We start from the raw sequence: 25,921 nt of genomic DNA, 5'->3' as shown, positions 1-25,921 counted from the left end.
TTCATTCTATTAATAAATAATATTACAGTTTTTAATTTATATAAAAGCACTCCTTTTTTAACCCAATATTATTCATATATATTTTATTAAAAATATAGGAATTACTTTTTACTATTTTATAAAATATTTAAATCTGAAGGAATATATGTCTTAGTCAACAACAAGTTTTAATAATCTAATATAACACTGTTAAGGATAAGTAATTTGACCTAATATCACATTTTTTCTTGCTCCTGTTACAGACGGAAGATTGGAAGGTCTTCTATGATAGGTTTGATTTCCCAATATAACAAAGGCCACTGCTTCTTTTGAATCACTAGACATACCAATTTCTTCTTGAGTTAGTACATTGATAGTCGGCAAAAGTTTTTTTATCCAAGTTAATAACGTTAAGTTATGAGCCCCTCCGCCACCGACTACTAACTCATCGATAATTGTTTTTTCTTTTATAAATTGTTCATAACTATAATAAATACAGTAGGCCGTAAACCATGTGAAGGTCGCTACTAAATCCTCCTTTTTATGACTGAAATACTTTTCAAGCAGTCTATTAGTGTAATCATCTCCAAACATTTCTCTACCAGTTGATTTTGGAGGCTCCGTCTTTAGATAAGGGTGACCCATCAACTCTTCTTGTAACGGTTTTATTAATTTTCCTTTAGCAGCAAACCTTCCCGCATTGTCATACTCTGTGTCATAAAGAATTTTCGTTACTTGATTGATCATCATGTTCCCGGGACCGGTATCAAACGCAAAGACTTGTTCTTTCTGCGCATTCTTAGGAATTATTGTGATATTCCCTATTCCGCCAATATTTTGAAACCCATAAGATTTTTGCTTGTTCTTATACAAAATATATTCACTATAAGGAACTAGAGGAGCTCCTTGGCCACCAACAGCCATGTCTCTGGATCTAAAATTTGAAATGACTTGACAGCCACATCTTTCTGCGATTAGAGCACTTTCACCCAATTGCAAAGTACTTTTAATACTGCTATCGCTATTTTCAGAAATATGATAAATAGTCTGCCCGTGGGAAGCAATGAAAGCTAATTCTGTGCTATTTATCCCATATGCTTGACATAATTTCAAACAACATTCAGCGAAAAACTCACCCAATTCAAAATTAATTGAACAGATAGATGCCAGATCAGCCTTTTTTTCTTCTAATATCTCTTCTAGCTTACTTTTTAATTTTCTTTCAAATTTGAAAGTTTTAAAGGCTAATTCTTTCACTTGTGTTTCTTCATCTACCCCATTGATTTCACATAAAACGACATCGACACCATCAAGAGAGGTGCCCGACATTATTCCTATTGCTTTCATCTATTTCCTCCCATTCTTCAATATATCAGCTTTGGTATGCGAATACTTAAGCATCGAAAGCGTTGCTTCGTAATCTTCTGCCGCTAAACCTAAATAAAGGATATCGGTAAGCAGTAGAGAGGAATTTCTAGAGGTAATCGCACCCACTCTCAATTTTTTTTCTTCTAGTGGAATAAATAACTTAACATCACTTATTTTAGCTAAGCTATTGGTTGGATTAAAACCAGAAATACTTATTACATTTGCTCCATTTTCTTTAGCTAAATTCGATCCAAAAATAACCTCAGGTGTTTCTCCTGAATAAGAAATTGAAAGAAGAACATCCCTACTAGTAATGCTTGATAGATGAGATAATAGTAGGTGCATATCTGGATAAAAAATCGCTGTTTTACCAATCCTTGATACCTTTTGTAAAAAATCAAACGCAATTGTTGAACTAGCACCAACCCCATATATAAAGATTCGATCAGCTTTAATCATAAGTTTAATTGCTTGTTTAAGAGATTCGACATCCAGAATTTTTATTGTGTCTGCTAACGATTTTTCACAAATTCTTTGATACTTCAAGACAAGATCTTCCATCATTTCTGAACCATTTATTAGAAGATCAATGTCCTCATATATCTCTGGTTTATTCCCTTCAGTCGCCAATTCAACTTTTAGTTCAACGACTCCCTTGTATCCTAGCTTTTTGGCTAAACGATTCCAAGAAGCTGGGGAAGTTCCTGATAGGTCCGCTAACTCCTGTGAACTAGCTTTTAAAATTAGTTTTGGCTTTGTTTCGATCACCTTAGCAATTTTTTCTTCCGTTTCAGTTAGCTGATCTTTTAATTGTTTCAATTTAAACTGTACGTTGCTCATAGCTTCCCCTAACTAATAATTGTTTCTTTGCATAAATGAACGCTCCGCGACAGGCGTCTCCTTTTGGCTCACATACTTTAATATGACTATCCAAGCTCTCTGAAAAATAATTAAGTAATATTTCTCCTGCTTTCCATAGTCCACCATAAATAGCTAAATTTACACTGTCGTAATCACTTAGAGACTCATTAACAAGACTTGCCAATTCTGCTGCAGCATCTTTGATAATCTCAACACTTTCTTGACTTCCCTGATTGGCCATAGATACTACGTCTTTTGCGAGATTACCTATTATGGTTCGACTATTTTTATTAGTTGAAATAAGTTCATCTAAAATATCATGAGGATTTGTTAGTTGATATTTCCGCATCAGATAAGTATATATTTCTGTTTTAGCAGTTCGATTATCTGCTTCTTTGGCAAAACGATTCAGCATTTTCTGACCAATCCAAAAAGCACTCCCTTCATCACCAAATAAATAGCCCCAACCACCACTTCGAATAGTATGTTCACCATCAAAAAATAGGCAAATGGACCCTGTACCTGCAATTAATATAGCACCTCTTTGACCATTATGGGCGCCCAATAATGCAATTTCTGCATCATTAGTAAGAAAGTAAGGGTATCTATTCTGTGTAACTAGTTGAACAATTTTTTCGATCTTTCCTCGGTTATTCGAGCTCCCATAACCGCCCAAACCTAATGAAAGAACCAAATCTGATTCATTAATTTCTCTTCCTTTTAATAATAAAAAAATACCTTGTTGTAAAATTTTAATCGCTTTTTCTTCTGTCGTTTGTAAGATATGACAAGTCGGTAGAGTTTTAACATCAATCTGTGTGCCCCAGTTCGAGTATAAGGCAAATTGAGTTTTAGTTCCGCCACCATCTACACATATAAAATACATTATTAATCCTCACTCATTCTCAATCTAAATTTCTGCCACGGTTGGATTTCATCTAAGATAAATATTTCTTCTTCACGAACTCTTCCAACTACATTTGTTTTACCAGAATTTTCCATGTCTCTTAAAGCGATTTGCATTTCTCCAGCGTAATGGCCATATAAACTACTCTCAATTAAAACATCACCTCTTCTGATGATATCGGGTGCATTCATTAAATCAAATGGATGTCCTTTATATTTCACTCGGCTTTGTGTCGAACGAATAAAATATTCATTAATATCTCCACGATTAAAATGCAGTTCTTCAAATAAAATTTTCTTTTCGATTTCAGGTAAATTATTGATCGGTTTCACATCGAGAGTCACTAGAGATAAATCAAGCTCACTGACAGACTGAAGTTCCTGATATGATGGATAGCAATTAGAAATAATAATATCATCGATTACGTTCATTGCTAAATGATGTTTTATCTGTACATCTAATGGCAAATTGCGGTGCATCTCTAAAGTGGGTAAGCCATCAGTGACTGGCCAAGGGCCAAAGGTTTCCTTGTTTTGACTACTGACAAAGGCTGAGGTGCGTATTCCATTAGCAGTAAAGCGTTTGGTAGTCTTGATAAAAAAATCACGACTCAAGCCACTGTATCGATGAGGATAAAAGTTATGACTGCCTAAAAGATTATATTTATTAGGTGCATAATCCATCACATTATCTATCATATGAACGTCGTTGCTAATATTCATCTCAATTTTTAGGTTATAAGGATTATAGGACATCATGGCCTCTTCGCGACCACTATAAGTCGCATCTAAGCGAATACCATCTGCACCGATTTTTTTAAAAAAACTCAAGTCATTATAGGAGATTCTTAAGGCATCAAAAATACGCGGGGACACATCCACAATAATTTCAAAACCTGTATTTTTTGCATATTCATTAGCTTCTTTTAAACGCTGTACAATCTCTTCACCAGAACCTTCAATTTGTAAAAGCGAAGTGAAAATTTTATTAAAACCTGCTTCTGCTGCTACATCAATATAGTCGGTTAATTCTTCAAAACTGCTTTTTTCTGGATACAATGAAATTCCAAGTTTTCGCATTTTTTTCCTCCAAATTCTAATTAAAGCTCCTACTTAAATAAAAAGTAGGAGCTAAGATTCATTTAAGTTTGCTGGTCTATTTCACATCTAGTTCTTGCTCTAATAATTGCTTGTCATAAATTCTAAAGAACGGATAATATAAAGCAGTTGATAAGGCAATCAGAAACAGACTTAAAATTATCGCTCTAAAGTCATTCCCTGTAGCTAGAAAGGCACCAATTGGTCCAGGTAAAGTCCAAGGTGAAGAAGCTACTATCTTATTAACCCATCCTATTGAAACCACAATATAAGCAATGATCGTGTTTATTAAAGGAACCACAATAAAAGGAATAATTAAGGTAGGGTTTAGTATAATCGGCGCTCCAAAAATGATTGGTTCATTAATATTAAATAAGGCGGGAACAAAAGCTGTTTTTCCTAAAGTTTTCGCATATTTAGATTTTGAAGCAAAAGCTAATAATATAGTTAAACCAATTGTTGATCCTGCTCCTCCAATCCATATAAACCATTGATAAAATGGTTCTGGCGCAATATTGACGACATTCTCCCCTGCAGCCCAAGCTGTTGTGTTGGATTCCAGCAAAACTAGCCAAATTGGTCGAGCTAATGAACCAACTATGGACATACCGTGAATCCCAAAGGCCCAAAAGAATTGTACAAGAAAGACAATTAAAAGAACTGAAGGCATAGAGTCAGTAGCTTGAATTAATGGCGTAATTATATTTGACATAATACCATGCAAGTCGATACCGATGAACATTGTGATTGTAGAAACAATGATTAAAATAATCGCCGTAGGAGTTAATGACTCAAAGGAACGCGCAACCGATTCTGGTACTTGTGGCGGCATTGAAATTTTAAAGCCACTCTTTTGGGTGAAGCGATAAATTTCAACCGCAAAGAAAGCTGCTAAAATTCCAACAAACATTCCAGCTGCTCCTAGGTTCGCCATGGGTAAAACAAATCCAGCAGGTAATTGTGAGACAAATGTAGACAATTCTTCATTCTTATCAGCTAGTTCTTGCACTACTGGTGTAACTTCCGGCATTAATTTAGGAATAACAGTCAGCAAGTATGCAAGTTCTGCTAAAATACCTCCGGATAAGCCATCTAATTTATAAGATTTCGCCAAAGAAAAACCAATACCAAACACTGCATAAAGCGTCATAATATACATCGACATTCTGTATGGTAATAGAATTTTTGCTTGATTCTCAGCAACAAATTGAGTTATTGCCCAATTTTCTGGTAATGAGTTTGGTAGAAATGCAATTACCATAAACATTGAAGCAACAATGATTAGTGGTAACGTAGCAACAATACCATCCCTAACCGCTCTTAAGTGACGTTGTTCACCTAACTTTGCCATAGGCGTTGAAAATTTACTATCTATGAATTCTGTTAATTTTTCAAACATATCTATACCTCTCTATTCCAAAACATTCGTTTCTTGTTTTATTTGATTTAACAAAAACTCTCCACCTATTGGGGAGTACCCTTGAGGTTTAATTAATATGATTGGGACAGACACTGCGTCTGCTTGACTTTTTAGTGTATCAAAACGATGTCTAATTTGAGGAGCAACTAACGCTAGTTGATACCCTTCTCCAACTTCATCCTCAAATGCCTGAGTACCGATTTCTTGTACTTCCAAATCGATACCCTTCTTTTTAGCAGTTTCCTCAAGTGACTTGGCCGCTATCGCACTGGACATTCCTCCTGCACAAACTAATAGAAATTTCATATGATTCCTCCTAAAAAATGATATTATATCTTGCCGCAAAATAAGTAAACAAGAAGTAAATTAAAGCTAAAGTTAACCGGATGATTTTTGCTTGAATATGACTATGTTTTTTGAGGTTACTGTAAATCGAGAGTGGGGTCATTCCTACCAAAATAGCGCCAGATAATGAAAACAAAAAAGGTGATTGAACACCGATTTTTACTAACAGATAAGGAAGAAATATAGTAGCAACCATCATAACTGTCACCAAAATTATCGCATCCTTATAACCTAATCGGGGCAGAAATTCCTTATAATCCCCCTTATTCATCTCCGTTGTCCTTTAGAGCTAAGGCTTTTTCAAGCTTTTCGATCCTTCTAGAATTTCTAATAAATACTTCAGCCAGATTCCTTACTTCGATTGAAGTCATTAGGTGATCTTGCGCATGAACAAATAAAACAGTTATATCCTGTTTTTTACCACGTGCTTCATCTTGAATCAAACTCGTTTGAACCTTATGCGCTTCTTTTAATTCTGCGTCCGCTTCTTTTAATAAAGCCTCCGCATGATTGAAATTACCTTTTTCTGCTTCAGCAATTGCCTCATAAGCTAATCCTTTTGCATTACCTCCCTTATTGATAATAGTAAAAACTATTAACTCCATATCCTTCATCTTCTCATCCATCAATTTCCACAACCTCTCTAATTTTACCGTTATTCTTATTTATTAATTCAACTGATTCTGTATAAGAAACTCCCACTAACTTCATCACAATCGCAGCTTTGACGTTTTCGTTTGCCTGTTGTAAAAGATCTTGCGCTTCTGGCTGTGAGATTTCAAGGATATCCATCAACATATTAGTCGCTCGTTGATAGAGCTTTTTATTAGTTATCTTCAAATCGACCATGTAATTACTGTATACTTTTCCCATTTTAGTCATTATACATGTGGATATCATATTTAAAACTAACTTTTGAGCGGTCCCAGCCTTTAACCGAGTTGAACCCGTTATAACTTCAGGGCCAGTTATCAGTTCTATAGGAAATTTAGCTACTTGACTGATCATGTTATTTTCAGTACATGTGATACTTCCGGTATTTATTCCTTTACTTTTTGCATAACGCAGTGCCTCGAAAACATAAGGCGTTGTTCCACTAGAAGCAATTCCTATCAAAAAGTCATTTTCATTGAGGTTTACTTCTTTTAAATCTTGAATTGCTTGTGTCTTATCATCTTCCGCATTTTCAACAGCATTTTGCAAAGCTGTAGAACCCCCTGCAATAATACCTTGAATTAAATTATTTTCTACTCCAAAGGTTGGGGGAATTTCTGATGCGTCTAAGATACCGAGTCTGCCAGAAGTGCCTGCTCCAATATATATCAATCGTCCCCCTTTTTTCATTAAATTATAGATTTCATCAATCAATTTTGCGATATGAACTAAATTATTTTTTACAACCTCTGCGACCTTTTTATCCTCCGAATTCATTAGTTGTACCATTTCTAATGTTGATACCTGATCAAAATGATATGTTCGTGGATTCCGCTGTTCAGTACTCCTTTTTTCTGCTTCCATTTCCTTCCTCCTGTTAGCGTTTACAAAAAAAGTATAGCACGTTGAAATATTTTGTCAATATTTTATTTATATTATTGAAATATTTTTCGGTGGTGGCGTATGGTTTCTTTTTTACTTAGTGTCTCTTTCATATAAAAAAACCAGCCTTCACGACTGGTTAATGCTTATAAACATAATGCTAACACTACATCATTTCATCTAATCTCACGAATTGATAACCATTCCTGCGGATATTTTCAATGATGGTTCCTAAGGAGTTTGCCGTTTCTTGATAGATATCATGCATAAGAATCACGGGATCAGGCCTCAACGTGCTATTCACTCGATTAATGATCATTTGTTCATTGCGACTTTTCCAATCTTCAGAATCGACATTCCATAAGACAGGTGTCATTTTTGTTAATTGCATTTCGCGTTGACCGCCTGCACCATATGGCATACGGTAATAATTGACCGAAGCATGGGTCGCACTTTCAATAATTTGGTTGGTACGATTTAATTCATCTAATATCTCTGCTTCACTAATCAGCGTAAAATTTCGATGACTATAAGAGTGATTACCTATTAAGTGTCCTTCATCCTGCATTCTTTTAATGATATCAGGATATTTTTCAGCATTTTGACCTAATACAAAAAAGCTTGCCTTCACATCATAAAATTTAAGCGTGTCAAGTATTTGAGGAGTAGTGATAGGGTTAGGACCATCATCAAAGGTTAACACAACAAACTTTGATGACAGAGAATGTTCGCTACTATCTTCACTTGTCAAGGAGGGATCATTTAAATATTTTCCAAGATCAGGGTCGGCATAAATTTTATTAGGAACGGATACAGATTTCTCTTGGATCGCTTTTCCCCAACTTTGATACGAGGTACTTAAATCTTTATATGCTCTTGTAAGTTGCAAAGATTTTAATTGATGATCTATTTTTTTTACTTTTAGGAAAAGACCTGCAGGATAGTCATTAGAATCTTCCATCTCTATTTTAAGATCCGTAATAGCATGATTGAGTTCAAGTATTTTTCGATCATTTTCAGCCATAAGTTTAATATTCTTTTTAAGATTGCCATCAGTTAACGCATTCAAAATCTGTTCAATTTTAATGTTATAATCTGCTAAACTGACTTCTTTTAACTTTCTTTCTTGTTTGATCCCTTTTGCGGTTAAAGGTTGCTCCTCATATAAATCTGCTAATAGTGTACGATATGATTCTGGAGAATTGTTTTTTCGAGCCCTCAGTTCTGTTTTTGACAGTTCACTATCACTATCATAATAAACTCTGGATCCTAGAAATAGGATCAATCCTAAAGCTAACAGGGTAAGAATAGAAGCTACTATTTTCTTGTACATTAAATCACCTTATTTATGCTTATACTAAAAATTAATACCACTAACTATATTATTTTAAGGATACCGCAAAATTATCCTTATATCTAGATTAGCCCTTAAGAATTTTAACTTGTTTTTGCAGACGAAGAATGATAAGTAGAATCACTGAAGTTGAAATCTGTTATAGAAATACGATCAGATATTTATATCTCTAACTTATCCAAAGTTGATTGAATTGTCTAAATATTTTGATACCTTTATCATTTCTTCCGAGAATGACTTCACTCCTATAAAATACCCTTAATTAATAATGCAACTCCAAAGAAGTTAGATTTTTGGTCTGACATTTGGGGGTCAATACATGAAGAAAAAGAGTGTAAATGTATTTTAACTCATGATATTATTTTTGATATGCTTTTTATTTCATCTCTATATACTTTTACGTATGCACTTTTGATCTGACTCTATTTGCTTTACAGAGAGAATTATACTCCACAAGAAATATATACTATCCCCAATTTACTTATTAGGAAAAATACTAGGATACTAAATAAGAGTGTCGATCCATAGAAAGATTAGATAAGGTACTATTAAAAAAAGCAACGTAATAGAGTGAACTTTATAACTCATCGCTAGATACCCTATAAATTCTCGGACAAATGCATTTAGAGAAAAGTACAATCGTGTCTTGGCACCATATCCAATACATTTGATGTTAAGTTTTTTGGACAATAATAAGGCCCTAAACAAATGATAATAATTTGTTACAATAGCAAATTTAGGGTCATCTATGGCCATAAGACTATAGGAATTTTTAATATTTTCCTTGGTATTAGTGGACTTATTTTCTTCAATGATCAATTGCGGATCGATACCTACATCCACAGCATATCTCTTCATTGCCTCAGCTTCTGAGATAAGTTCATCTGAACCTTGGCCACCAGACATTATCAAACGACAATTCTTTTGTTTTTTAAAAACTTTTATTCCTTTATCAATTCTACTTTTCAGTAAAGGAGTCACTTGTTCACCTATTAAACCTGCTCCGAGAACCACTACATAGTCAAGATCATGTTTCTTTGTATTAATAAAATTTAAAAAACTGGACAAAGTATAGGCACTCGCTACAACAAGTAAATAAGTAATAATAATGCGATAAATATTACATATTGCTATGATCAGAGTGTTGTGATTGGCTAATTCTATAATGCCCGTTGTGATGAACGGGCTAAATATAAATAGAAAACCAACTCCAACTGCCAATAAGTTTCTAAAGTAGATCCCTTCTTTTAAAAGGAGTCGTATTCCCTCAAATATAAAAGTAAAAGTTATCATAACTGGACCAATGATAGTGAGCAATATAAACAATATGGCTAATATGATAAGTAGGTAGCCTACTTTACTTTGAAAAATATCAATCCCATTTCTTTCATATATCAAAATTATATCGATACATAATGTTGTAACCAACAAAATCAAAGAGAGACTGTATAAAAGTGTTCGTCTTTCATATATTGACATAAGAATAAATATGCTTAAAAAGAATATTACCAGTAAATGCATCATAGAAATGCTCCTTTCTTTCTCCCTATAATACTAGAGAAAGCCTTTCTAAGATAGAATAATGAAGCGATTTACTTGGAAAATTTGAGGAGACGGAACACATTAAGAAATAAGAAATTATATTCAATCTAGAACTGAAAAGTATTGCTTATTCTATTGTGCAATACCATTTTTATTTTCTTTATATATTTTATAATAGCCGGTATTTCTATAAAAGGTATTTGTTTTTTTTAACCATTAAAATATCCCTACAGTTGGATTGGGATGTCCAACTGTAGGGATACTTCTTTTCTATTTATAATTTAATCGATTCAAAATCAATTTCGCCTTGATTTTCTTCGAACTCAATTTTGCCCATTGTACGTAATTTATGAAGACTTTCAACTAATTTGTCTTCTTCTATATCACTGAAATCAGCCTTGGTTAAATGCTTTTCAGAATTATCTTGCAAAGTGTTTTCGATAACTTCTAAAACTTTTAGATCACTATTATTCATAGAATCCCTCCTTATTATATACTTAGTGTAACAAAGCTAGGTTGACAACCGAAATAATATGCAACGATGCTTATTCGCCGTATGTTTTCTTTAAACAGACATATCCAATCTCTTAATAGTGAAGATCTTACTTTTACTAAGAAGGTACGATATGATCTTGTCTTATATTTTTCCTATAACGGAAACAATTTCTTCAAATAGAATAATTGAAATAGTAAAATTTTTGATAAATAGTGATACCTACTTGGTTGATTAATCCATTTATTTGATTGATCCTACTTATCATGTTACGGTAAATATATAGTCAAAATACCGAAAAACTTGCTCGTAGAAAGGTTTTAAAAATTTTGTATTAAATAATGTATTCTTAGAAATTATAAGGAGGAACATTTATGAAAAAAAGCTTAATGTTACTAGCTAGTATGATGATGTTGGGTGGAGTACCTGTTTTTGCTCAAGATGAAGAAAAGATTGAAGAATTGAGAACTGAAATTAAAGAGCTCAAAGAAGAACTAAAAGAAAAAGAGACAGAGTTAAAAGACTTAACTGGTGAAGATGAAAAATATATTATCACGGATGATGAGGATTTCTTCATTAAATATATTGAAGTAAATGAAAAAGATGATGAAGATCTGGGCTATTATTATGAGTTCGTCTTTGAAGTAGAGAATAAAACTGATAAAACCATGAATATCTTGGCAGAAGACGTTACCATCGATGATGATTTAGTAGATGAAAAAATGGTCTTTCTTTCAGAAGAAATTGAAGCAGGTGCAAAAGATCAAATCATTTTAAAAATTCAAAGCCTAGACGAAGATGAAAAGGTTCCTGAACTCGATGATGATTTAGAAATGATGCTAAAATTAGTGAATGATGAAGATCCTGATTTAAATATTGATTACCCTGTACAAATCGAATTAGATTAAGTAACTACCAGAAAACCCTCAGCCTTTATTGATTGAGGGCCTTTTTATTGATTAATATAGACAATAAGAATGAGTCTAAATTTTACAACTATTGAAAGTATAAATAATTAAATGCTTTTATTTTTATAATCGAACCTTTCGATCATTTGAAACGAATTAATATTTATTTTGCTAGAAAGTATGAACTACTAGTACCACATATGATTGAGGAATTATTTAAAGGTTGAAAAAACTGATTTCACATAAAGAAAAAAGAGAATAAATACTATTGTTAAAAAGATACTTTTTATTAAATCAGTAAACAGTATTACCTTTTTATTTATTTTTTTCTCAATATTAATACGTACAATATTATTAGAAATAATAAAACTAATAATTGTAACTAAATAATAAAAAATATAATTGAGAAGAGAATCACTAAGCAGACCCAAAGTTGCAGCAATTATACAAAAAATTGTTGAGAATTTAGCTAAATGACTAATCGTGTCTATTCTCAATTGTTTTAAATTAGAAGCGTTGTAAAATAGAGTAATTCTCTTAGCGTTTGCATACAAATATGCATAATAAATCATATACAAAGCACCTAAAAAGGTCACTATAAAAACAATTGGTTCATCATAGTTATTGTCCGCAAAGCCTGATACTATTGAAAAGAATATCATAATTATAATATCAAATTTAATTTTAGTTCTCAGTACAAATAAAAATAATGGATTATAAATATTGCGAATCCCCAAAACAGATGTATACACTTTGATCTTTCTAGCTTTTTTTGACAACAAGTATATATTCAAAATAAAAATTAAGAAATATAGAATTATTAAAAAGTTAAAATCAGACCTTAATATTACATTTTCAATTTCAAAAGGCGCCATGCCTCTACTTCTTAACGCTATATATAAAGCCATTGCTAATTGTATAATTAAATTAATGTTGTTAATCAAACGTTCGCTGAGATAGATACTACTAACTATGCTTACTAAGATAAATACAGAAAGTAAAATTAATAAAAAAATAAAAGTCTTTAAATCAAAGATAGTTGTACTGAATGGAAACAAAAGATAAATTATCGTCACGTATGCAAAAATGAACTTTCTGAATTTATAATAATTATTTATATTGTCCAGTCCTAGTTTTGGGAAAAAGCAAGACATACTGATTTTCGAAGAACTATTTTTATTCGGATTGATATTAGTTAAACCAGTCATCATGAGAAACAGTGAAAAAAACATTGCTAAAGATAAATAGTTTGCTTTAGTAAAAAGTATCCATTTCCCACCAACTACTATTAACAATAAAATAAGAATCAAACTAAACACATTGAAAAATCCATAAATTTTAAAACGATCTCTAAATAGTTTTAAATCAACCATGAGAGCCTTAATCAAACAGTTCACTCTCCAAACTTTTATGGTTCTGATCATTTTTAAACATTTTTTTAATTTTTCCTTTTTCTAAGTAGATGAATTCATCACAAATATCCTCTAAAGTATCTAATATATGAGAAGATATTAAGATAATAGAATCTTCTTTTAACCCTAGGATGATTTTCTTCATTTGATAAATAAATTTGATATCAACACTTTTAAATGGTTCATCCAAAATAATTAAGCTATAGTTGTTTAAAAAAAGATTGATTAACGTTAGTTTCTTTTTCATTCCCTGAGATAATTCTGAAATTAAAGTATTTTCTTTTTCATTCAGTTCTAACTTATCTATAATAATTTGAGGACTTATTGATGAGTCAGAATACTTAATAACAATTGTGATGAATTCCATAACCGTCATAAACTCGTATGGTTCGACATCTGAAGGAATATACAGAATATTTTCTAAGTTATGATCATCTATTTGTAAATTTTGGTTTGCAGTATTCATTCCTGAGAGAATATTCATTAAAGTAGTTTTCCCAGCACCATTTTCCCCTATTAGACCGATGATTGTATTACTATTTAGCATTAAATCATCAATTTCTAATTTGAAATTTGGATATTCATGTCTTAATTTTTTAATAAACAAGCTATACCACTCCAATTTTTTTGATAAGAGTCCTTACAGTAGAACCTATATAATGAGTATTAGTTTCAATCTGCTTTTTTGGTAATTGTTTCTTTTTCAGTAGTACATGAGTTTATTATCCTTATAATCCATCATTCTTTATTTCGGCTGTCAGTTCAATTCCTATAGAGATGATTTATTTAATGTAGAATTTATTAATAGTTCGAAATTTAATAAATTAAATTTTATCTTAATAGAGCTATTATATTATAAAGACTCATTACATACAATAACTATTCGAAAACTTACTGAAGGAGGACTAAACTTTCCAGTCCCTAAACTTTGAAAAAATACACAATAAAAGCGCTGAATAAATAATTTTCAGTGCAAAAAATAATTAAGAAAAAAGTAAGATAAAAAAGGTACAGACAAGTAAATGAATCTCAATTTGCCACTTTAAAACAAATCTTTCTTGATTCATTACCTGGTTTAATTAAACGGCCAAGTCTTCTTGCTTGATTTGCGTTTCCTTCAAACCATTCATTTTTTATGTTGGGTATGATTTCTATCTTATTCTTTTTACGATTTTCTTACCTTCATACAAAAGCTTTTTTACAATTTTTGGGGTGATTCTTATAGCAACAATTACTATTATTCAAAACAAAATAATGAATAAGTTTCCTTAAATTAGAAACATAATAGTCTAATAATCAAGAATGTATTATTGCTGACGGCAATATTACTTCATGAGATAAATGAAGTAATAAAAGAAACAATGAAGATCTAAACTATTATTAAATAATTGCTTATGAAGGAAATACAGACGGGTGAAGCCATTTAGTATATAGCGGGAGATGAAACTCTTGACCGTGAATCGGTATAACAAAATGGTCTTTAAGTCATCTGAAGTTTCAAATAGTGATGAAGGCAAACAAATTTAAGAATTCAAAGGCTAGATTAAAAAAAGAACTTCTGGAATTAGATGATGACCTATAAATGACGCCTAGTTTACTGGATGATGAAGATCCTAACTTTAAATATTAATTATCGTCTTTGAATTGATTTTGATTAAATTTATTCATGCACCTAGTTTTATGAACTATAAGTGTTAATACTTAATTATCAAAAATTTTAATAATATTTACATCAAATACAATAACGGATGCTCGATTCCTCTAAATCTACGTACAATAGTCATTCTTAAGCAAACAAGTTTCAACGAATGTCCTGACCCATTGAGAACAAAAGACTTAAATTCTTATTTTTCAATATACGTTAGAATCACTTTATATCTTTATTTCTAGTTATATTAATAAGAATTAATATTGAGAATAGAGGATTTAAATTGATATAACTTGACACTACTTAATCCAGCTTCTTAAAATGTTAATTAAATAAATTGTCATAGTTAAAGCTTTTTAAAACCAAAAACAACATATCCTTCTTTCTGTTCAAATTCAGTTAAGTATATAATTTTAACTTCAATTTCTCTTCCAGTAAATTTTTTAAATGAATTTATTTCTTTTAGAATCACTTTATCATCTTTTTTAAAATTTCTATCGTTATATCTTATCTCAAATTGTTTATTATTACTTAATATATCTTCAAAATATATCTCATCTATTTTTAATTCATGAATCATCAATAACCATCTCTCTTTTTTCTATATAAATTCTAATAAGTCTTTATATAGTTCATTGTTATCAAAAATAAATAGGGGAATATCAAATTTTCTTGAAAAAAATATGGCTCTTTTTTCTTCCAAAGATTGTAGTAACTTAATTGTTTCTAATTCCCAAATAATATTATCTCTATTTTCTATTCTCTGCTTTATAATTTCATTTTTTTCTTTTTTAAAAATTATTTTGCTCATTTTTGTACCTTCAAAAGTATTATCTGGTAAAACTACAACTTCCCCTTTTGAATTTAATAAACAAAAATGGCCATCTAAAATTATTTTTTTGTCATCTAATAGTATTTTTTTATTTAATTCTTGCTTCCACAAATTTTGATTATTTGGTATATTTTTGGTTAATTTATTACTTTCCTTAATCTCATTACCAGCTTGTCGAATTAAATTGCTTATAGATTCAATCGTTATATTTTTATCTTTCGAAATTCTTTCTAATAAAGTAGATTTACCAACTCCATGTACACCTGACAAAAAAATGTACTCCATAACCCTATCCCTCCAAGTACAAAAATGATTGTGGAGCTGTTTTTATTCTATTATCATAATTTTTTAAATCCATTGGTTCGTCATACTCAATAAATTTTCTTATTTGAATTGCGAAGCCTGTTTTTCTATCCTTAAAATATTCATCAAAAAACTTCTGCGTAATTCCAGAAAAATCTTGTGTTAGTTCCCACAATTTATTAGGTTTTTCTTTTATTATTCTTTCGATTTCAAATTCTCCAACTACTTTTCCATACGGTTTAGTAGCATACACAACTACAGAAGATACGTCTGGTCGTTTGAATATATTCTTTCGATATTCAAACTTTTTTCTCCCCTCCATTATTTCTTCCACAAATTCAGGTTTAATCGATAATAAAACCTTCATCTACTTCACCTATTTCTAAAATTTTATCAAATTCATGATCACTAATTTTTAGACAACCAAAATAGGCTTGTCTATTAAGACCTATAACTTCTATTAAATCGTGTCGAGTTATTCTTTTTCTCAAAGGAACATTATACAGCATTTTTATAACGTATGGATATTTTTTATTTACCCACATATTTGATAATTCAGATTCTGAAAATATTGATCCCTTACCACAAAATTTTGAAAATTCAGTTATATCTTTAAACTCATCAATATTTTTTACTTCAATTACAGAACATATCGAAGTTGCTACTGATGAATACTCTGCGCTCTTACCCTGTTCAGCAGTTCTATAAATAACAATACGGTCACCCTTTTTTATATTTGCCATCTCATGCATTGCAGCAATATATACTTTCTCAATAGTATTGGTAAAAGAAAGATCTTCTATGTAATGATTTTTTTCCGTACTTAATTTAGAATCAGGAAATAAATCTGTATGAAAAATAGGTAGTATAGACAATAAAAATTTATTGTTATTTCTATTTGATATTCTTGGAAAATCAATATAAATATTATCAAATACTTCATCGTTTTTATAGTAAACTAATTCATTGTTATTCTTTTTTCCCAATAATCTAAAGCCAAATTTTTGAAGTAATTTTATCAAACCTTCTTGTTTTTTAAATAATGTAACATAAGTGAAGTTAAACCCTTCTTCATACATTTTTCTTAATATAATACTCAAAAATCTTTGTCCTAATACAGTTCCGTGAGCATTAATTTTAAATGTACCCACTTTTAAACGTCTTCTTTTATCAAAAAAAGGACGTATTTCATTAGATTCTTCCGTTTCATCTTTTAAATACAAAAATCCACCTATTTTATTATTCTCAAAAAAAACATATGCTTCTTCATTAGATTTTTTTCTAACCATTTATCGAATCCTTCATAATCATCTCTGAGAGTTTGAAAAAAAGGATCATTAAAATCTAATGTTCCAATTCTTACTTTACTAATAACATCTTTTGTCATAAAAAACCTCCTAAAGAACATACATTCTCTTATTTTAACATAACATTTGCAGTACTTATACATTCATACTACTATATTTTATCATTAAAAACACAAAAGTCAGAATTAAAAAATTTAGACATTGAAGTGATACAATTAGTAAATTCATTTTCTTAGTGTAAGAGGAAACTCTTCATAATCCAGCGAATCAGAAATAGGCGCTTTTCCACCTGAAGTAATATACATGGGGGCAACATCTTACATTCCAATTAAAAATCCTGATTGCATTCCAAGCTATTGTCATTTTAGCGAGAAACACTTCAAATCTTCAGATTTTATAATAAATATGGAAAGTTTAGATACTAAACAAGCCAGACTGCTTAGTTTGCATTATCGTATAATAATCTTCGTATTATAGATTTTTTAACGTCTAAGGAATTATCTTGCATGTTTTTCGAAACTAAGAATCATTTATAATAATCTCAAATCATAAGCCAAACTTTCAGGGATTACAGAAATTCTAGCTTCTGTAGCAAACATTGCAATCACTAATTTATCAAAAATAGTTAGAGTTATGAAGATCAAATAAAAAATTTTTTATTACTATAGATATTTAAACACACCATAATTCACCCACTAAATTCTAATTTATATTTCTTGACTTAAAATTTTATTGAATAATACTATTCAATATATGGTTATAAAATACACTGATCTATCATTTTTCCTTATATAGATGTTCTCAAACCCTGTCACCCTACTTACGATTTAAACTTGTTATAGATCCAGGTTTAAAGTCTAACCTTGATTTATCTCGTAGACATTTAAAGTGACATTCTTGTCTAGCTTTTTTAGATGAACTTCCTCTTTTTTAAGAAAGAAAAGTCTATTTTTTCTATAACTATATTAGAACTTATATTTTCAATCACTGATTTAATTAATATTTTCCTATATCCAAGTTCAAACATGTAATTAACCATGGCCTTACATGCTTCTGTCATATAGCCTTCTCCCCAATATTATTTAGCTGAAGCGTATCCAATTTCAGGATACCCTTCAGATGTAATTCCAGCTATATTACTTCAGGGCTTTCTGTATTTTCAATAGCAAATCTGATAGTATCGGGTTCATTATATTTGATTAACCAAGAGTCTGAAATTTTTCTGTATCTTCTTTGCTCTTATGAACAGTAAAAGTTGCAAATTTTGTAACCTCTTCATCTGAACCCCAAACATATATATAATCTAAATCATTTTCTTTTAACTATCTAAGATTTAACATTCCGGTCTCAATCATTTTCTCTCCTTATACATTATTTTAACAATTATATATGTTTTTCAAAACCCAGTCATCTTCATATCTATTTGCCCTTGTCATAATTATGTCATGAGACCTTGTTGAAAATCCCATACATAAGAGTTTTTATTTATCGACACGTGCTAATGTAACCAGTGCTAATGTAACCAGTGCTAATGTAACCAATAATGTAACAACATAAACAGGTGTTAATACTACCCTGTTTAATTTATCTTGAATTAAACCAACCCAAGAATATATTTCAATAAATATTTTTCAAGTAAAATCGATATTTAAACCTATCTTATAGTAAATAACCAAATTATAAAGAATTTTAAAAAATACTCTTTTAATAGCCTTTCCCCATTTATTAATTTACTATATTATCTATAGTAATTTTTTAGCGTTCTAATGATACGTTCTTTTTTCAATCTTGGGTGTTCAAGAAGAGATTTTTCTTTTAAAAAAGATATTGATGACGTTTGATGATTGAACTCTTTAATGCTAAAACTGATCTATTTCGAATTGGAATGGATTTCGTCAATCTGCCAAATTCAAGAATAATTATGACAGTGAATCTATCAAAAACAACATTTCCTGATCTAAGCGATACAATTGCATCAGTCTTGTTTGTACAAGATATTGATATAGTTTATATATCGAAATGATTGGAACAAATTTATGTCCATACAACACATAATTATTATCTAGAATTAATGCCAAAAAAGCATCAGCAAAATGCTGATGCTTTAAAACTGCTAAATTCTTTATAAAGTTAAAGCTGATTTGAACCTACTTTAACCAAAAATGATGTGACCGTTGATACATTAATGGATTTATTGATGGTTACTAAATTAACTTCATTTATGAGCTTTCTTAAGACCTGATATGCTATTTTTTGATTTATTTAGAGTTGCTAATGTTAGATAAAGTTTGATATAAGAACATTCCTTATAGTCATATTTCCTAACTTTTTCTGTTCTTTTCTGAAAAGTTAGCCAAGATTAACTTAGTACGTTACCTTGTGATTGTGATTATCATAAAGAAGTTTATTTGACCTGATCTACTTTGAAATGAAGATAATTAGTCGAAAAAATACTGGGTACACCAGTGTGTTTAATCAATAAAAAGATAAATTTTTTATAAGTTATTCATAGTCAAGAACTCTTCTACACTTAAATAGATATTTAGTTCGTCTTCTAATGTGTGTGTTGCTCGATAATATGAAAGTGAAGCTAACGCTTTTTCAAGCTTAAATTTTGTCAATTTTTCTTTAATGGTTATCAAATTTTTAATTTCAGTGCAGATTTCTATTTGTATTGGGTTATCCATCTGAATCAAACTGTGATAATATATACATTTTTCATCAGGATTATCTTTTTTTTATAATGTCATTTGATTCAAAGAGTATTTTATGTAATTTATCTTCTATCTTGCTTAATGGTGCTACCTCTATATATTTTTCTTGTTTATTTACTTCGACTATTAAAAATGGTCTATCTGTTCGATTAATAAATCCAGTTGAATTATTTAGTTTCAACTTTGCCCATAAAACCAGTCCAACTTTCATAATTACACCATCTCTAAGACATCTAATGCTTTTGCATATTTTTGCTTATATTCATCTTTCAAATCAGCACATGATCGTAGATTCAGAAAAATCTCTAAACTTTTCCTGTGTATTTTAGTATAGTATCAGTATGAACAATCTCAAAAGAAAGGGGTTACCCATGATAATATTAGGAACCGAAATTACTAGTTGGATAGAATCCATTGTAGCACTAATTAGTTTAATTATTAGTGTAATTGCTATTCTACAATCCAGAAGATCTATAAAGTTAACTGAAAAATCAATTAAAGAAGCTAATAGACCAGTTATAGTTGCTTCATTCGATACTGTAAATGTCTCTACTTTATCTAAATATCTAGTAATTAAAAACTTTGGCCAATCTCCAGCAAAAATTGAATCTATTAGTATCACAGATACCAATGTTTTCATTGATTTAAGAAAGGAAATATCAGTGTTAGAGGGATATACTTTTGCACCCGGTCAAGTCTTTTCTACTGAGCTAATCACAAATGATGACAGTGAGGTTAAACCATTTAATGTAAGTATTACATATAGCGATAAGGATACTAAATATTCAGATAAGTTTTATATAAATACAGAATCAAGCTCTATAACAATGTATGCTCATCGTAAGTTAAGTAATCTAAGTGATGATCAAAATGATTTAAGAAACATAATTCAAATGTACACTAAAGAGAGAAAGTTTTAATAACATCACGTCTTTAAAAATTCGGTACTAAATATTTTTATTAAATCTCATGAAAGTCTATTAATTAGTGTAATACTTAAATAGTAGAAGTAATGTTCTATTGTTTATAATTTTTGTAAAAGAGTAAATTCACTGGTAATGTATTTGGGTGTTATTGAAAATAATTTACATAAGCGGAAACCTTTAAATATAAGAAACCAGTCAAAGATACTCATGAAAAAAAGAAATATTCATTAGAGATAATGTTACATATAAAATCTTAAACGTCATAACGGGACCGATGATGGCTGAGGATGACTAAGCAGCTTAAGTTATTATGTTTGCTTAATGAAGAACACTCTCCGGTGTCTTTTTTAATATGCATGCGATGAAATTATTAAATGAATAAACAAATCCTAGCTAAATGAATCAATGAATTCCTTAGGATCCCTAATAAAGTTACATTTTCCATCATAATTCTTGTAATAAGCTTAGAGTTCATATTTTCCTGGTCTCCTTCAATGCCAGTTAGATCTCTAATGATTGCAGGTGATACAAAACCTGGTAAAAATTGGTTCAATTTAATGATACCGTCACCGATTGAAGAAAGACTTGAAGCATCTGATTCAAATAACGGCTACCACTTTGGTTTTGTTCTATAAAAAAGCTTTTCTCTAATATGTAAAACCATCTCTAAAGCACGCTGCGAGAATACCCACATCGAGAAATCCATCGCTATACTTCTTGGTATCGTTCTTCCTCCCGGAAACATTTGATATTTAATACTCTTTTCACACTCGCGCGTATATTTTTTAAGAGTCTTGCCCGGTTGTCTGGTTCCTCGAATTAATTTAATTTTCAAATTAAACCGGGATCTACTAACACTCTTTATTTATAAATTTATATTTAAAACCATCTTTCGAATATTATTTGTTAGGTCAACTATTGTTTAAACTAAGTAAAACTACCAACAATAATGAGTGTTTATTGTAAATCATATGAACTATATAATGTGAATCTCTTCCAACGTATGGGTTCTTGATGATTAACATTTTTGATACATATTATTGGCTATCTCCATTAACCTCGCTGTGGACATAAGACGCTGTAATGATTGATAGAACTTTATTGTTGAATACTCTGCAATCCTTTAGATTAACATAGATAATATGTATTTGTTCATGATTAGCAAGCCCTCCGTATTCTCTTCTTCTTTATACTAATTCACTTGTAAAGTCACCATAGATGCTGCATAACGATTATCAATTTCATATTCACTGTTAAGATTTGAAAGATTAGTGTCTTACGTAATACTGCTTTGAAACTATTTTCTTATATAAACTTCTTGTTTTATATCCAAATTGCACTTCAAACACTTCAATTTAACCCAAAATAATGTAATATTCGTTGCAAACAGCATTACTTACTCTTATATGGAAGCATGTTATTAAGCTAAGAATTATTTAAACATCATTTAATTCTCGAAAGATCTTACAATTTTATATTTTTATTTGTAAAGAAAAAACAATGACTTATTAAAGGTCTCTATTTTATAAATGAGTATGTATTTAATGATCTTTAAACTAAAATTAAAACTGTCTATTTTGATTTCTTTTGCTTTTATTATCACACTTTTGTATTGTCCCCCTATCTCTCTAAAAAGAATCTCGACATCCTTTTCTAAATTAATTTTATTATTTTCTAAGTGATTCTTTAGCCATTTCACATCGAATTTAAATGGTTCAGAGATAGAGTAGGGTTCAATTCTATAGAATTTAATCTGCTTTTCAAATATCGATTCAAGAGGCTCTATTGGTACTAAACTTTGATCTTTTTTTATATCTCCATATAATTTGCATAATTCGACTCTTTTATTACGAAACCCTTCTATTCTAATATTAATTGGTATTTTACCATTATTATAAACATGGATAACAATTTCTTTTTCACTGGTTAGTATTTCCACTCCATTTTTCTCAGTCTTTACTTTATTTTGTACATATGTCATGAATATATAATCTTTTCTATTATCTTTACTATAATATTTAACAGTTAGATATATAGTTGCTACGGTACTTATAATTCCTACCCACTCTGCAACTGACCCCCCACACAATATTTACTGACATTAATTTACCTCTTTTTTATATTAATATACAAAAACCGCCCTCGTCGCATAGAATGAATAAGGAAAGAGGTAATTTGGTGATTCGAATATACGGACTTATCACTATCCGATATTAATCAAAATTTTTAAACTAAAATCACCTTATACCCCATTATCTTTAGTCTATAAAGCCACACCGATTATAACCTTTACAGATTCTTTGAAAAATGATTGGTAACAAAATTAAATAAGTTATTTATTTTCCCCATTCTAATTTACTCCTAATACCCGTAGTTGTAGTAACCACCTTCATGGTATATTCTACAAATATCTTTAAAATCAGAATCCCGTTGGGCATAGACTTTGTCTGTTTTTATTAATGAATTATGATATTCATTTTTAACTTAGCATCCTCACTTCGATCATACCGTATTCTCTTAATTTGATATAATTGATACGTTCTACTTTCTTTTCATCAGAATCATTTTAATAGTAGAAGAATTTGAGATTATGCCACTCTGGATTTACTTTAACTTTTGCATCTTTCCCTGCCTTATAATATAGATAAAGTATAAAGTTATATTATGTATAGATGAAGCCTTAACCGTTATCGACGACATATCTAGAATATTCTGTATCCTAAGGTACCCTCTGAATCTAATATTCAATAACAGGTAAATCTTTTCCTAACTGACCATTTATTTGAGTGATTAATCTATCAAATTGATTCAATTTATAATCCTCCTAAAATATCTTTTCTTAATCATTGAATATAAAATTATAAGAATAGTTAGCTAAAGCACAAAAAAAGACACCTTCCAATTAAGTAAAGTGCCTCGAAGTTCTAATGTAATAATGATTGGTACTCGATTCCTGTGGAATTTCCATCCAATAACACATCTGTAAATCGTTTTTCTCGAGATGCAATCAATTTTATCCTCCTAGTGTCTCTCTATTAGATTAAATAAAGACTAAAACCCAACCTTTCGGTTGGGCTAAATTCTTGTAATAATGATTGGTACTCGATTCCTGCGGAATCTCCGTCCCATAATACATCCCTAACTCGCTTTGCTCGAACACCAATCAGTTTTAAATTCCTATTATCTCTCTTTTAGATTTAATAAAAATAAAAAAACCCAACCTTCCGGTTGGGTTGAATTCTTGTAATAATGATTGGTACTCGATTCCTTGCGGAATCTCCGTCCCATAGCACATTCGTAAGCGAACAAGTTCGCAACGACTGTCCTAACGTTTTGAGAATTGTGAAGCTTTACGAGCTTTCTTAAGACCTGGTTTTTTACGTTCTACCATACGAGGGTCACGTGTTAATAGTCCAGCTGATTTTAATGCAGGACGGAAGTCTGGATCGACGTTTAATAGTGCACGTGCGATTCCGTGACGAATGGCACCTGATTGACCAGAGAAGCCTCCACCTTTTACGTTCACAATTACATCGTAAGATCCTAAAGTTTCAGTAGCGTTGAATGGTTGGTTGATTACTTCGTGTAAGTGAGCAAATGGAATGTATTCTTCCAAAGGCTTACCATTCACAGTGAATTCACCAGTTCCTGGTACTAAGCGTACGCGTGCTGATGAGTTTTTACGACGACCTGTTCCTAAGTATTGTACTGTAGCCATTTAATCCCTCCTTATATTAATGTATTGATGTCTAATTCTTTAGGTTGTTGAGCGGCATGGTTATGCTCTGAACCTTCATAGACAAAAAGTTTAGTGAATTGTTTACGACCTAAACGGTTATCTGGTAACATTCCTTTTACTGAACGTTCGATTAAGCGTGTAGGTTTCTTGTCGCGCATTTCACCTGCTGTAGTGACACGCATTCCACCAGGATGTCCTGAGTAGTTATAATATTTCTTGTCTGTCGCTTTTTTACCAGTTAAGGCAATTTTTTCAGCGTTAATTACGATTACAAAGTCACCTGTATCCACGTGTGGTGTATAGGTGGGTTTATTTTTTCCGCGTAAGATTGATGCAACAACAGTTGAAAGGCGTCCCAATGGGATGTCTGTGGCATCTAATAATACCCAGTTGCGTTCAACTTCGTTCTTTTTAGCCATATATGTTTGACGCACGTTGTTTTCCTCCAATATTTATCTAGTTGTTTACGGTTACGATGAGTTTCCGGGGCTCATGTGTGGGGTAAACAATACCGTCCACTATTATATTCCTTATCAACCCCTAATGTCAAGCGGTTTTCTTTAGCCTGTTTAAATTTTTATCTAAGGAACATTCTTTTTTAACTTCATGCTATAATCAAATTAAAGGAAGTGAATATGAATGAAAGCTCAAGAACGACGCCAAGCTATCTTAGCTTTTTTAAAAGATCAAACTGAGGCAGTTACAGCCAATGAACTTGCTAGCCGCTACCAAGTCAGTCGTCAGGTGATTGTCGGTGATATTGCTCTATTACGGGCCCATAATAAGGTAGAAATTTTAGCAACCAATCAAGGATACTTAATCCCAGCTCTTTCAGCTGGTGAAAACGTAGCGAGTGGTTATACGGGCGTGATTGTTTGTCGCCACGATAACAGTCAGATGCGGGTGGAATTAGAGACCATTTTGGCTCATCAGGGTCGAATTCTTGATGTCCAAATTGAGCATCCTGTTTATGGCTTACTTTCGGCTGCACTTCATATTAATAATCAAGCCGATTTAGAAGCCTTTTTAGAACGGATGAAAAACTTTGAAGGAGAGATGTTAGCTTCTTTAACGAATGGTATTCATTCCCACACCATTTCAGTTCCTAGTTTGAAAGAGTTTGATCAGATACAGCAAAGCTTACAAAATGAAAACATTTTATATGTTTAATTGGGTGTCTTGACACCTGTAAAGTTTATTGGTAAACTTCCGATAGATTATTTACTTTAT

At 30.9% G+C, this 25,921-nt stretch carries 25 protein-coding genes and 2 pseudogenes; 4 read left to right on the top strand and 23 right to left on the bottom strand.

Translation table 11 applies throughout. The features are described 5' to 3' along the window. Positions 1–189: 189 nt before the first annotated feature. The 12 genes from anmK to HF969_RS03955 form a co-directional block, all read right to left on the bottom strand. Positions 190–1,326 carry an anhydro-N-acetylmuramic acid kinase AnmK gene (gene anmK / locus HF969_RS04010; protein ID WP_090289612.1) on the bottom strand — a complete coding sequence of 379 codons (1,137 nt, stop codon included), beginning with the start codon at positions 1,324–1,326 and terminating at the stop codon, positions 190–192. After that, positions 1,327–2,187 (bottom strand): MurR/RpiR family transcriptional regulator, encoded by an 861-nt coding sequence (locus HF969_RS04005; protein WP_090289613.1) that lies wholly within the window; start codon positions 2,185–2,187, stop codon positions 1,327–1,329. After that, positions 2,168–3,094: an N-acetylglucosamine kinase gene (locus HF969_RS04000; protein ID WP_090289614.1), complete on the bottom strand. Its 927-nt coding sequence runs from the start codon at positions 3,092–3,094 to the stop codon at positions 2,168–2,170. Before HF969_RS04000 ends, HF969_RS04005 begins: the two co-directional genes overlap by 20 nt. A gap of 2 nt (positions 3,095–3,096) precedes the next feature. Further along, positions 3,097–4,194, bottom strand: a complete 1,098-nt coding sequence (locus tag HF969_RS03995) for a DUF871 domain-containing protein (RefSeq protein WP_090289615.1) — start codon at positions 4,192–4,194, stop codon at positions 3,097–3,099. A 76-nt stretch (positions 4,195–4,270) separates the two neighbouring features. Then, entirely contained in the window at positions 4,271–5,611 is a 1,341-nt protein-coding gene (locus tag HF969_RS03990; protein WP_090289616.1) for a PTS sugar transporter subunit IIC, read from the bottom strand. A 12-nt stretch (positions 5,612–5,623) separates the two neighbouring features. Further along, positions 5,624–5,938 (bottom strand): PTS sugar transporter subunit IIB, encoded by a 315-nt coding sequence (locus tag HF969_RS03985; RefSeq protein ID WP_090289617.1) that lies wholly within the window; start codon positions 5,936–5,938, stop codon positions 5,624–5,626. 10 nt (positions 5,939–5,948) lie between these two features. Beyond that, on the bottom strand, positions 5,949–6,248 hold the full coding sequence (locus HF969_RS03980; protein WP_090289618.1) for a hypothetical protein: 300 nt from the start codon (positions 6,246–6,248) through the stop codon (positions 5,949–5,951). Next, on the bottom strand, positions 6,241–6,603 hold the full coding sequence (locus tag HF969_RS03975) for a PTS lactose/cellobiose transporter subunit IIA (protein WP_245694813.1): 363 nt from the start codon (positions 6,601–6,603) through the stop codon (positions 6,241–6,243). Before HF969_RS03975 ends, HF969_RS03980 begins: the two co-directional genes overlap by 8 nt. After that, positions 6,596–7,543: an N-acetylmuramic acid 6-phosphate etherase gene (murQ, locus tag HF969_RS03970; RefSeq protein WP_281241371.1), complete on the bottom strand. Its 948-nt coding sequence runs from the start codon at positions 7,541–7,543 to the stop codon at positions 6,596–6,598. The genes HF969_RS03975 and murQ overlap by 8 nt, the downstream gene beginning before the upstream one ends. 136 nt (positions 7,544–7,679) lie before the next feature. Next, positions 7,680–8,846 (bottom strand): polysaccharide deacetylase family protein, encoded by a 1,167-nt coding sequence (locus HF969_RS03965; protein ID WP_090289620.1) that lies wholly within the window; start codon positions 8,844–8,846, stop codon positions 7,680–7,682. 525 nt (positions 8,847–9,371) lie between these two features. Next, complete coding sequence (locus HF969_RS03960; RefSeq protein WP_090289621.1) at positions 9,372–10,391, bottom strand: YdcF family protein; 1,020 nt, start codon at positions 10,389–10,391, stop codon at positions 9,372–9,374. Positions 10,392–10,683: 292 nt separating this feature from the next. Further along, on the bottom strand, positions 10,684–10,884 hold the full coding sequence (locus HF969_RS03955) for a hypothetical protein (RefSeq protein WP_090289622.1): 201 nt from the start codon (positions 10,882–10,884) through the stop codon (positions 10,684–10,686). A 392-nt stretch (positions 10,885–11,276) separates the two neighbouring features. On the opposite strand from HF969_RS03955, the gene HF969_RS03950 reads away from it, so the two are divergent. Next, complete coding sequence (locus HF969_RS03950) at positions 11,277–11,810, top strand: hypothetical protein (protein WP_090289623.1); 534 nt, start codon at positions 11,277–11,279, stop codon at positions 11,808–11,810. 212 nt (positions 11,811–12,022) lie between these two features. On the opposite strand, the gene HF969_RS03945 is transcribed toward HF969_RS03950, so the two are convergent. The 8 genes and pseudogenes from HF969_RS03945 to HF969_RS03910 form a co-directional block, all read right to left on the bottom strand. Beyond that, positions 12,023–13,198 carry a hypothetical protein gene (locus tag HF969_RS03945; RefSeq protein WP_090289624.1) on the bottom strand — a complete coding sequence of 392 codons (1,176 nt, stop codon included), beginning with the start codon at positions 13,196–13,198 and terminating at the stop codon, positions 12,023–12,025. Next, positions 13,191–13,829 (bottom strand): ATP-binding cassette domain-containing protein, encoded by a 639-nt coding sequence (locus tag HF969_RS03940; protein ID WP_180363661.1) that lies wholly within the window; start codon positions 13,827–13,829, stop codon positions 13,191–13,193. The genes HF969_RS03945 and HF969_RS03940 overlap by 8 nt, the downstream gene beginning before the upstream one ends. Positions 13,830–15,216: 1,387 nt before the next feature. Continuing rightward, positions 15,217–15,450, bottom strand: a complete 234-nt coding sequence (locus HF969_RS03935; protein ID WP_090289625.1) for a DUF3850 domain-containing protein — start codon at positions 15,448–15,450, stop codon at positions 15,217–15,219. 21 nt (positions 15,451–15,471) lie between these two features. Next, the gene (locus HF969_RS03930) at positions 15,472–15,987 is read right to left on the bottom strand and encodes an ATP-binding protein (RefSeq protein WP_090289626.1); all 516 of its coding nucleotides are present in this window, start codon (positions 15,985–15,987) and stop codon (positions 15,472–15,474) included. A gap of 4 nt (positions 15,988–15,991) precedes the next feature. Next, positions 15,992–16,372, bottom strand: a complete 381-nt coding sequence (locus HF969_RS03925) for an ASCH domain-containing protein (RefSeq protein ID WP_090289627.1) — start codon at positions 16,370–16,372, stop codon at positions 15,992–15,994. Continuing rightward, a pseudogene (locus HF969_RS03920) lies at positions 16,350–17,392 on the bottom strand (EVE domain-containing protein). The gene HF969_RS03925 and the pseudogene HF969_RS03920 overlap by 23 nt, the downstream one beginning before the upstream one ends. Before the next feature lie 830 nt (positions 17,393–18,222). Continuing rightward, positions 18,223–18,378 (bottom strand): annotated as a pseudogene (locus tag HF969_RS03915) (GNAT family N-acetyltransferase); the annotation flags it as partial. Between the two features lie 1,661 nt (positions 18,379–20,039). After that, on the bottom strand, positions 20,040–20,237 hold the full coding sequence (locus tag HF969_RS03910; RefSeq protein WP_090289630.1) for a hypothetical protein: 198 nt from the start codon (positions 20,235–20,237) through the stop codon (positions 20,040–20,042). Positions 20,238–20,397: 160 nt separating this feature from the next. Here HF969_RS03910 and HF969_RS03905 point away from each other — a divergent pair, with 160 nt between their 5' ends. Both HF969_RS03905 and HF969_RS03900 read left to right on the top strand, forming a co-directional pair. Further along, complete coding sequence (locus tag HF969_RS03905; RefSeq protein WP_090289631.1) at positions 20,398–20,946, top strand: hypothetical protein; 549 nt, start codon at positions 20,398–20,400, stop codon at positions 20,944–20,946. 500 nt (positions 20,947–21,446) lie between these two features. Continuing rightward, positions 21,447–21,587: a hypothetical protein gene (locus HF969_RS03900; protein WP_168427156.1), complete on the top strand. Its 141-nt coding sequence runs from the start codon at positions 21,447–21,449 to the stop codon at positions 21,585–21,587. Between the two features lie 845 nt (positions 21,588–22,432). Here the strand turns inward: HF969_RS03900 and HF969_RS03895 are convergent. The 3 genes from HF969_RS03895 to rplM form a co-directional block, all read right to left on the bottom strand. Further along, positions 22,433–22,933: a hypothetical protein gene (locus HF969_RS03895; RefSeq protein WP_143406549.1), complete on the bottom strand. Its 501-nt coding sequence runs from the start codon at positions 22,931–22,933 to the stop codon at positions 22,433–22,435. Between the two features lie 1,344 nt (positions 22,934–24,277). Next, a complete protein-coding gene (gene rpsI, locus HF969_RS03890) occupies positions 24,278–24,670 on the bottom strand; it encodes a 30S ribosomal protein S9 (RefSeq protein WP_090289633.1) in 393 nt (130 codons plus the stop codon). A gap of 11 nt (positions 24,671–24,681) precedes the next feature. Continuing rightward, positions 24,682–25,125, bottom strand: coding sequence for a 50S ribosomal protein L13 (gene rplM, locus HF969_RS03885; protein ID WP_090289634.1), 444 nt, complete (start codon positions 25,123–25,125; stop codon positions 24,682–24,684). 205 nt (positions 25,126–25,330) lie between these two features. On the opposite strand from rplM, the gene HF969_RS03880 reads away from it, so the two are divergent. Then, complete coding sequence (locus HF969_RS03880) at positions 25,331–25,861, top strand: transcription repressor NadR (protein ID WP_090289635.1); 531 nt, start codon at positions 25,331–25,333, stop codon at positions 25,859–25,861. Positions 25,862–25,921 lie beyond the last annotated feature (60 nt).

Origin of the sequence: Facklamia miroungae, assembly GCF_012396555.1 — a bacterium.
In the GTDB taxonomy this organism is placed as follows: domain Bacteria; phylum Bacillota; class Bacilli; order Lactobacillales; family Aerococcaceae; genus Facklamia; species Facklamia miroungae.
This window is presented reverse-complemented; position numbering and strand designations above follow the sequence as displayed.

Coding starts and splice junctions, on each gene's coding strand:
- HF969_RS03955 (WP_090289622.1), bottom strand. CDS start 10,884: ATGAATAATAGTGATCTAAAAGTTTTAGAAGTTATCGAAAACACTTTG.
- HF969_RS03980 (WP_090289618.1), bottom strand. CDS start 6,248: ATGAATAAGGGGGATTATAAGGAATTTCTGCCCCGATTAGGTTATAAG.
- HF969_RS03950 (WP_090289623.1), top strand. CDS start 11,277: ATGAAAAAAAGCTTAATGTTACTAGCTAGTATGATGATGTTGGGTGGA.
- HF969_RS03905 (WP_090289631.1), top strand. CDS start 20,398: ATGATAATATTAGGAACCGAAATTACTAGTTGGATAGAATCCATTGTA.
- HF969_RS03880 (WP_090289635.1), top strand. CDS start 25,331: ATGAAAGCTCAAGAACGACGCCAAGCTATCTTAGCTTTTTTAAAAGAT.
- HF969_RS03935 (WP_090289625.1), bottom strand. CDS start 15,450: ATGATTCATGAATTAAAAATAGATGAGATATATTTTGAAGATATATTA.
- HF969_RS04005 (WP_090289613.1), bottom strand. CDS start 2,187: ATGAGCAACGTACAGTTTAAATTGAAACAATTAAAAGATCAGCTAACT.
- HF969_RS03985 (WP_090289617.1), bottom strand. CDS start 5,938: ATGAAATTTCTATTAGTTTGTGCAGGAGGAATGTCCAGTGCGATAGCG.
- HF969_RS03995 (WP_090289615.1), bottom strand. CDS start 4,194: ATGCGAAAACTTGGAATTTCATTGTATCCAGAAAAAAGCAGTTTTGAA.
- HF969_RS03930 (WP_090289626.1), bottom strand. CDS start 15,987: ATGGAGTACATTTTTTTGTCAGGTGTACATGGAGTTGGTAAATCTACT.
- HF969_RS03960 (WP_090289621.1), bottom strand. CDS start 10,391: ATGATGCATTTACTGGTAATATTCTTTTTAAGCATATTTATTCTTATG.
- HF969_RS03975 (WP_245694813.1), bottom strand. CDS start 6,603: ATGGATGAGAAGATGAAGGATATGGAGTTAATAGTTTTTACTATTATC.
- HF969_RS03990 (WP_090289616.1), bottom strand. CDS start 5,611: ATGTTTGAAAAATTAACAGAATTCATAGATAGTAAATTTTCAACGCCT.
- HF969_RS04000 (WP_090289614.1), bottom strand. CDS start 3,094: ATGTATTTTATATGTGTAGATGGTGGCGGAACTAAAACTCAATTTGCC.
- rpsI (WP_090289633.1), bottom strand. CDS start 24,670: ATGGCTACAGTACAATACTTAGGAACAGGTCGTCGTAAAAACTCATCA.
- HF969_RS03910 (WP_090289630.1), bottom strand. CDS start 20,237: ATGAAAGTTGGACTGGTTTTATGGGCAAAGTTGAAACTAAATAATTCA.
- HF969_RS03965 (WP_090289620.1), bottom strand. CDS start 8,846: ATGTACAAGAAAATAGTAGCTTCTATTCTTACCCTGTTAGCTTTAGGA.
- HF969_RS03925 (WP_090289627.1), bottom strand. CDS start 16,372: ATGAAGGTTTTATTATCGATTAAACCTGAATTTGTGGAAGAAATAATG.
- HF969_RS03900 (WP_168427156.1), top strand. CDS start 21,447: ATGCCAGTTAGATCTCTAATGATTGCAGGTGATACAAAACCTGGTAAA.
- anmK (WP_090289612.1), bottom strand. CDS start 1,326: ATGAAAGCAATAGGAATAATGTCGGGCACCTCTCTTGATGGTGTCGAT.
- HF969_RS03895 (WP_143406549.1), bottom strand. CDS start 22,933: ATGACATATGTACAAAATAAAGTAAAGACTGAGAAAAATGGAGTGGAA.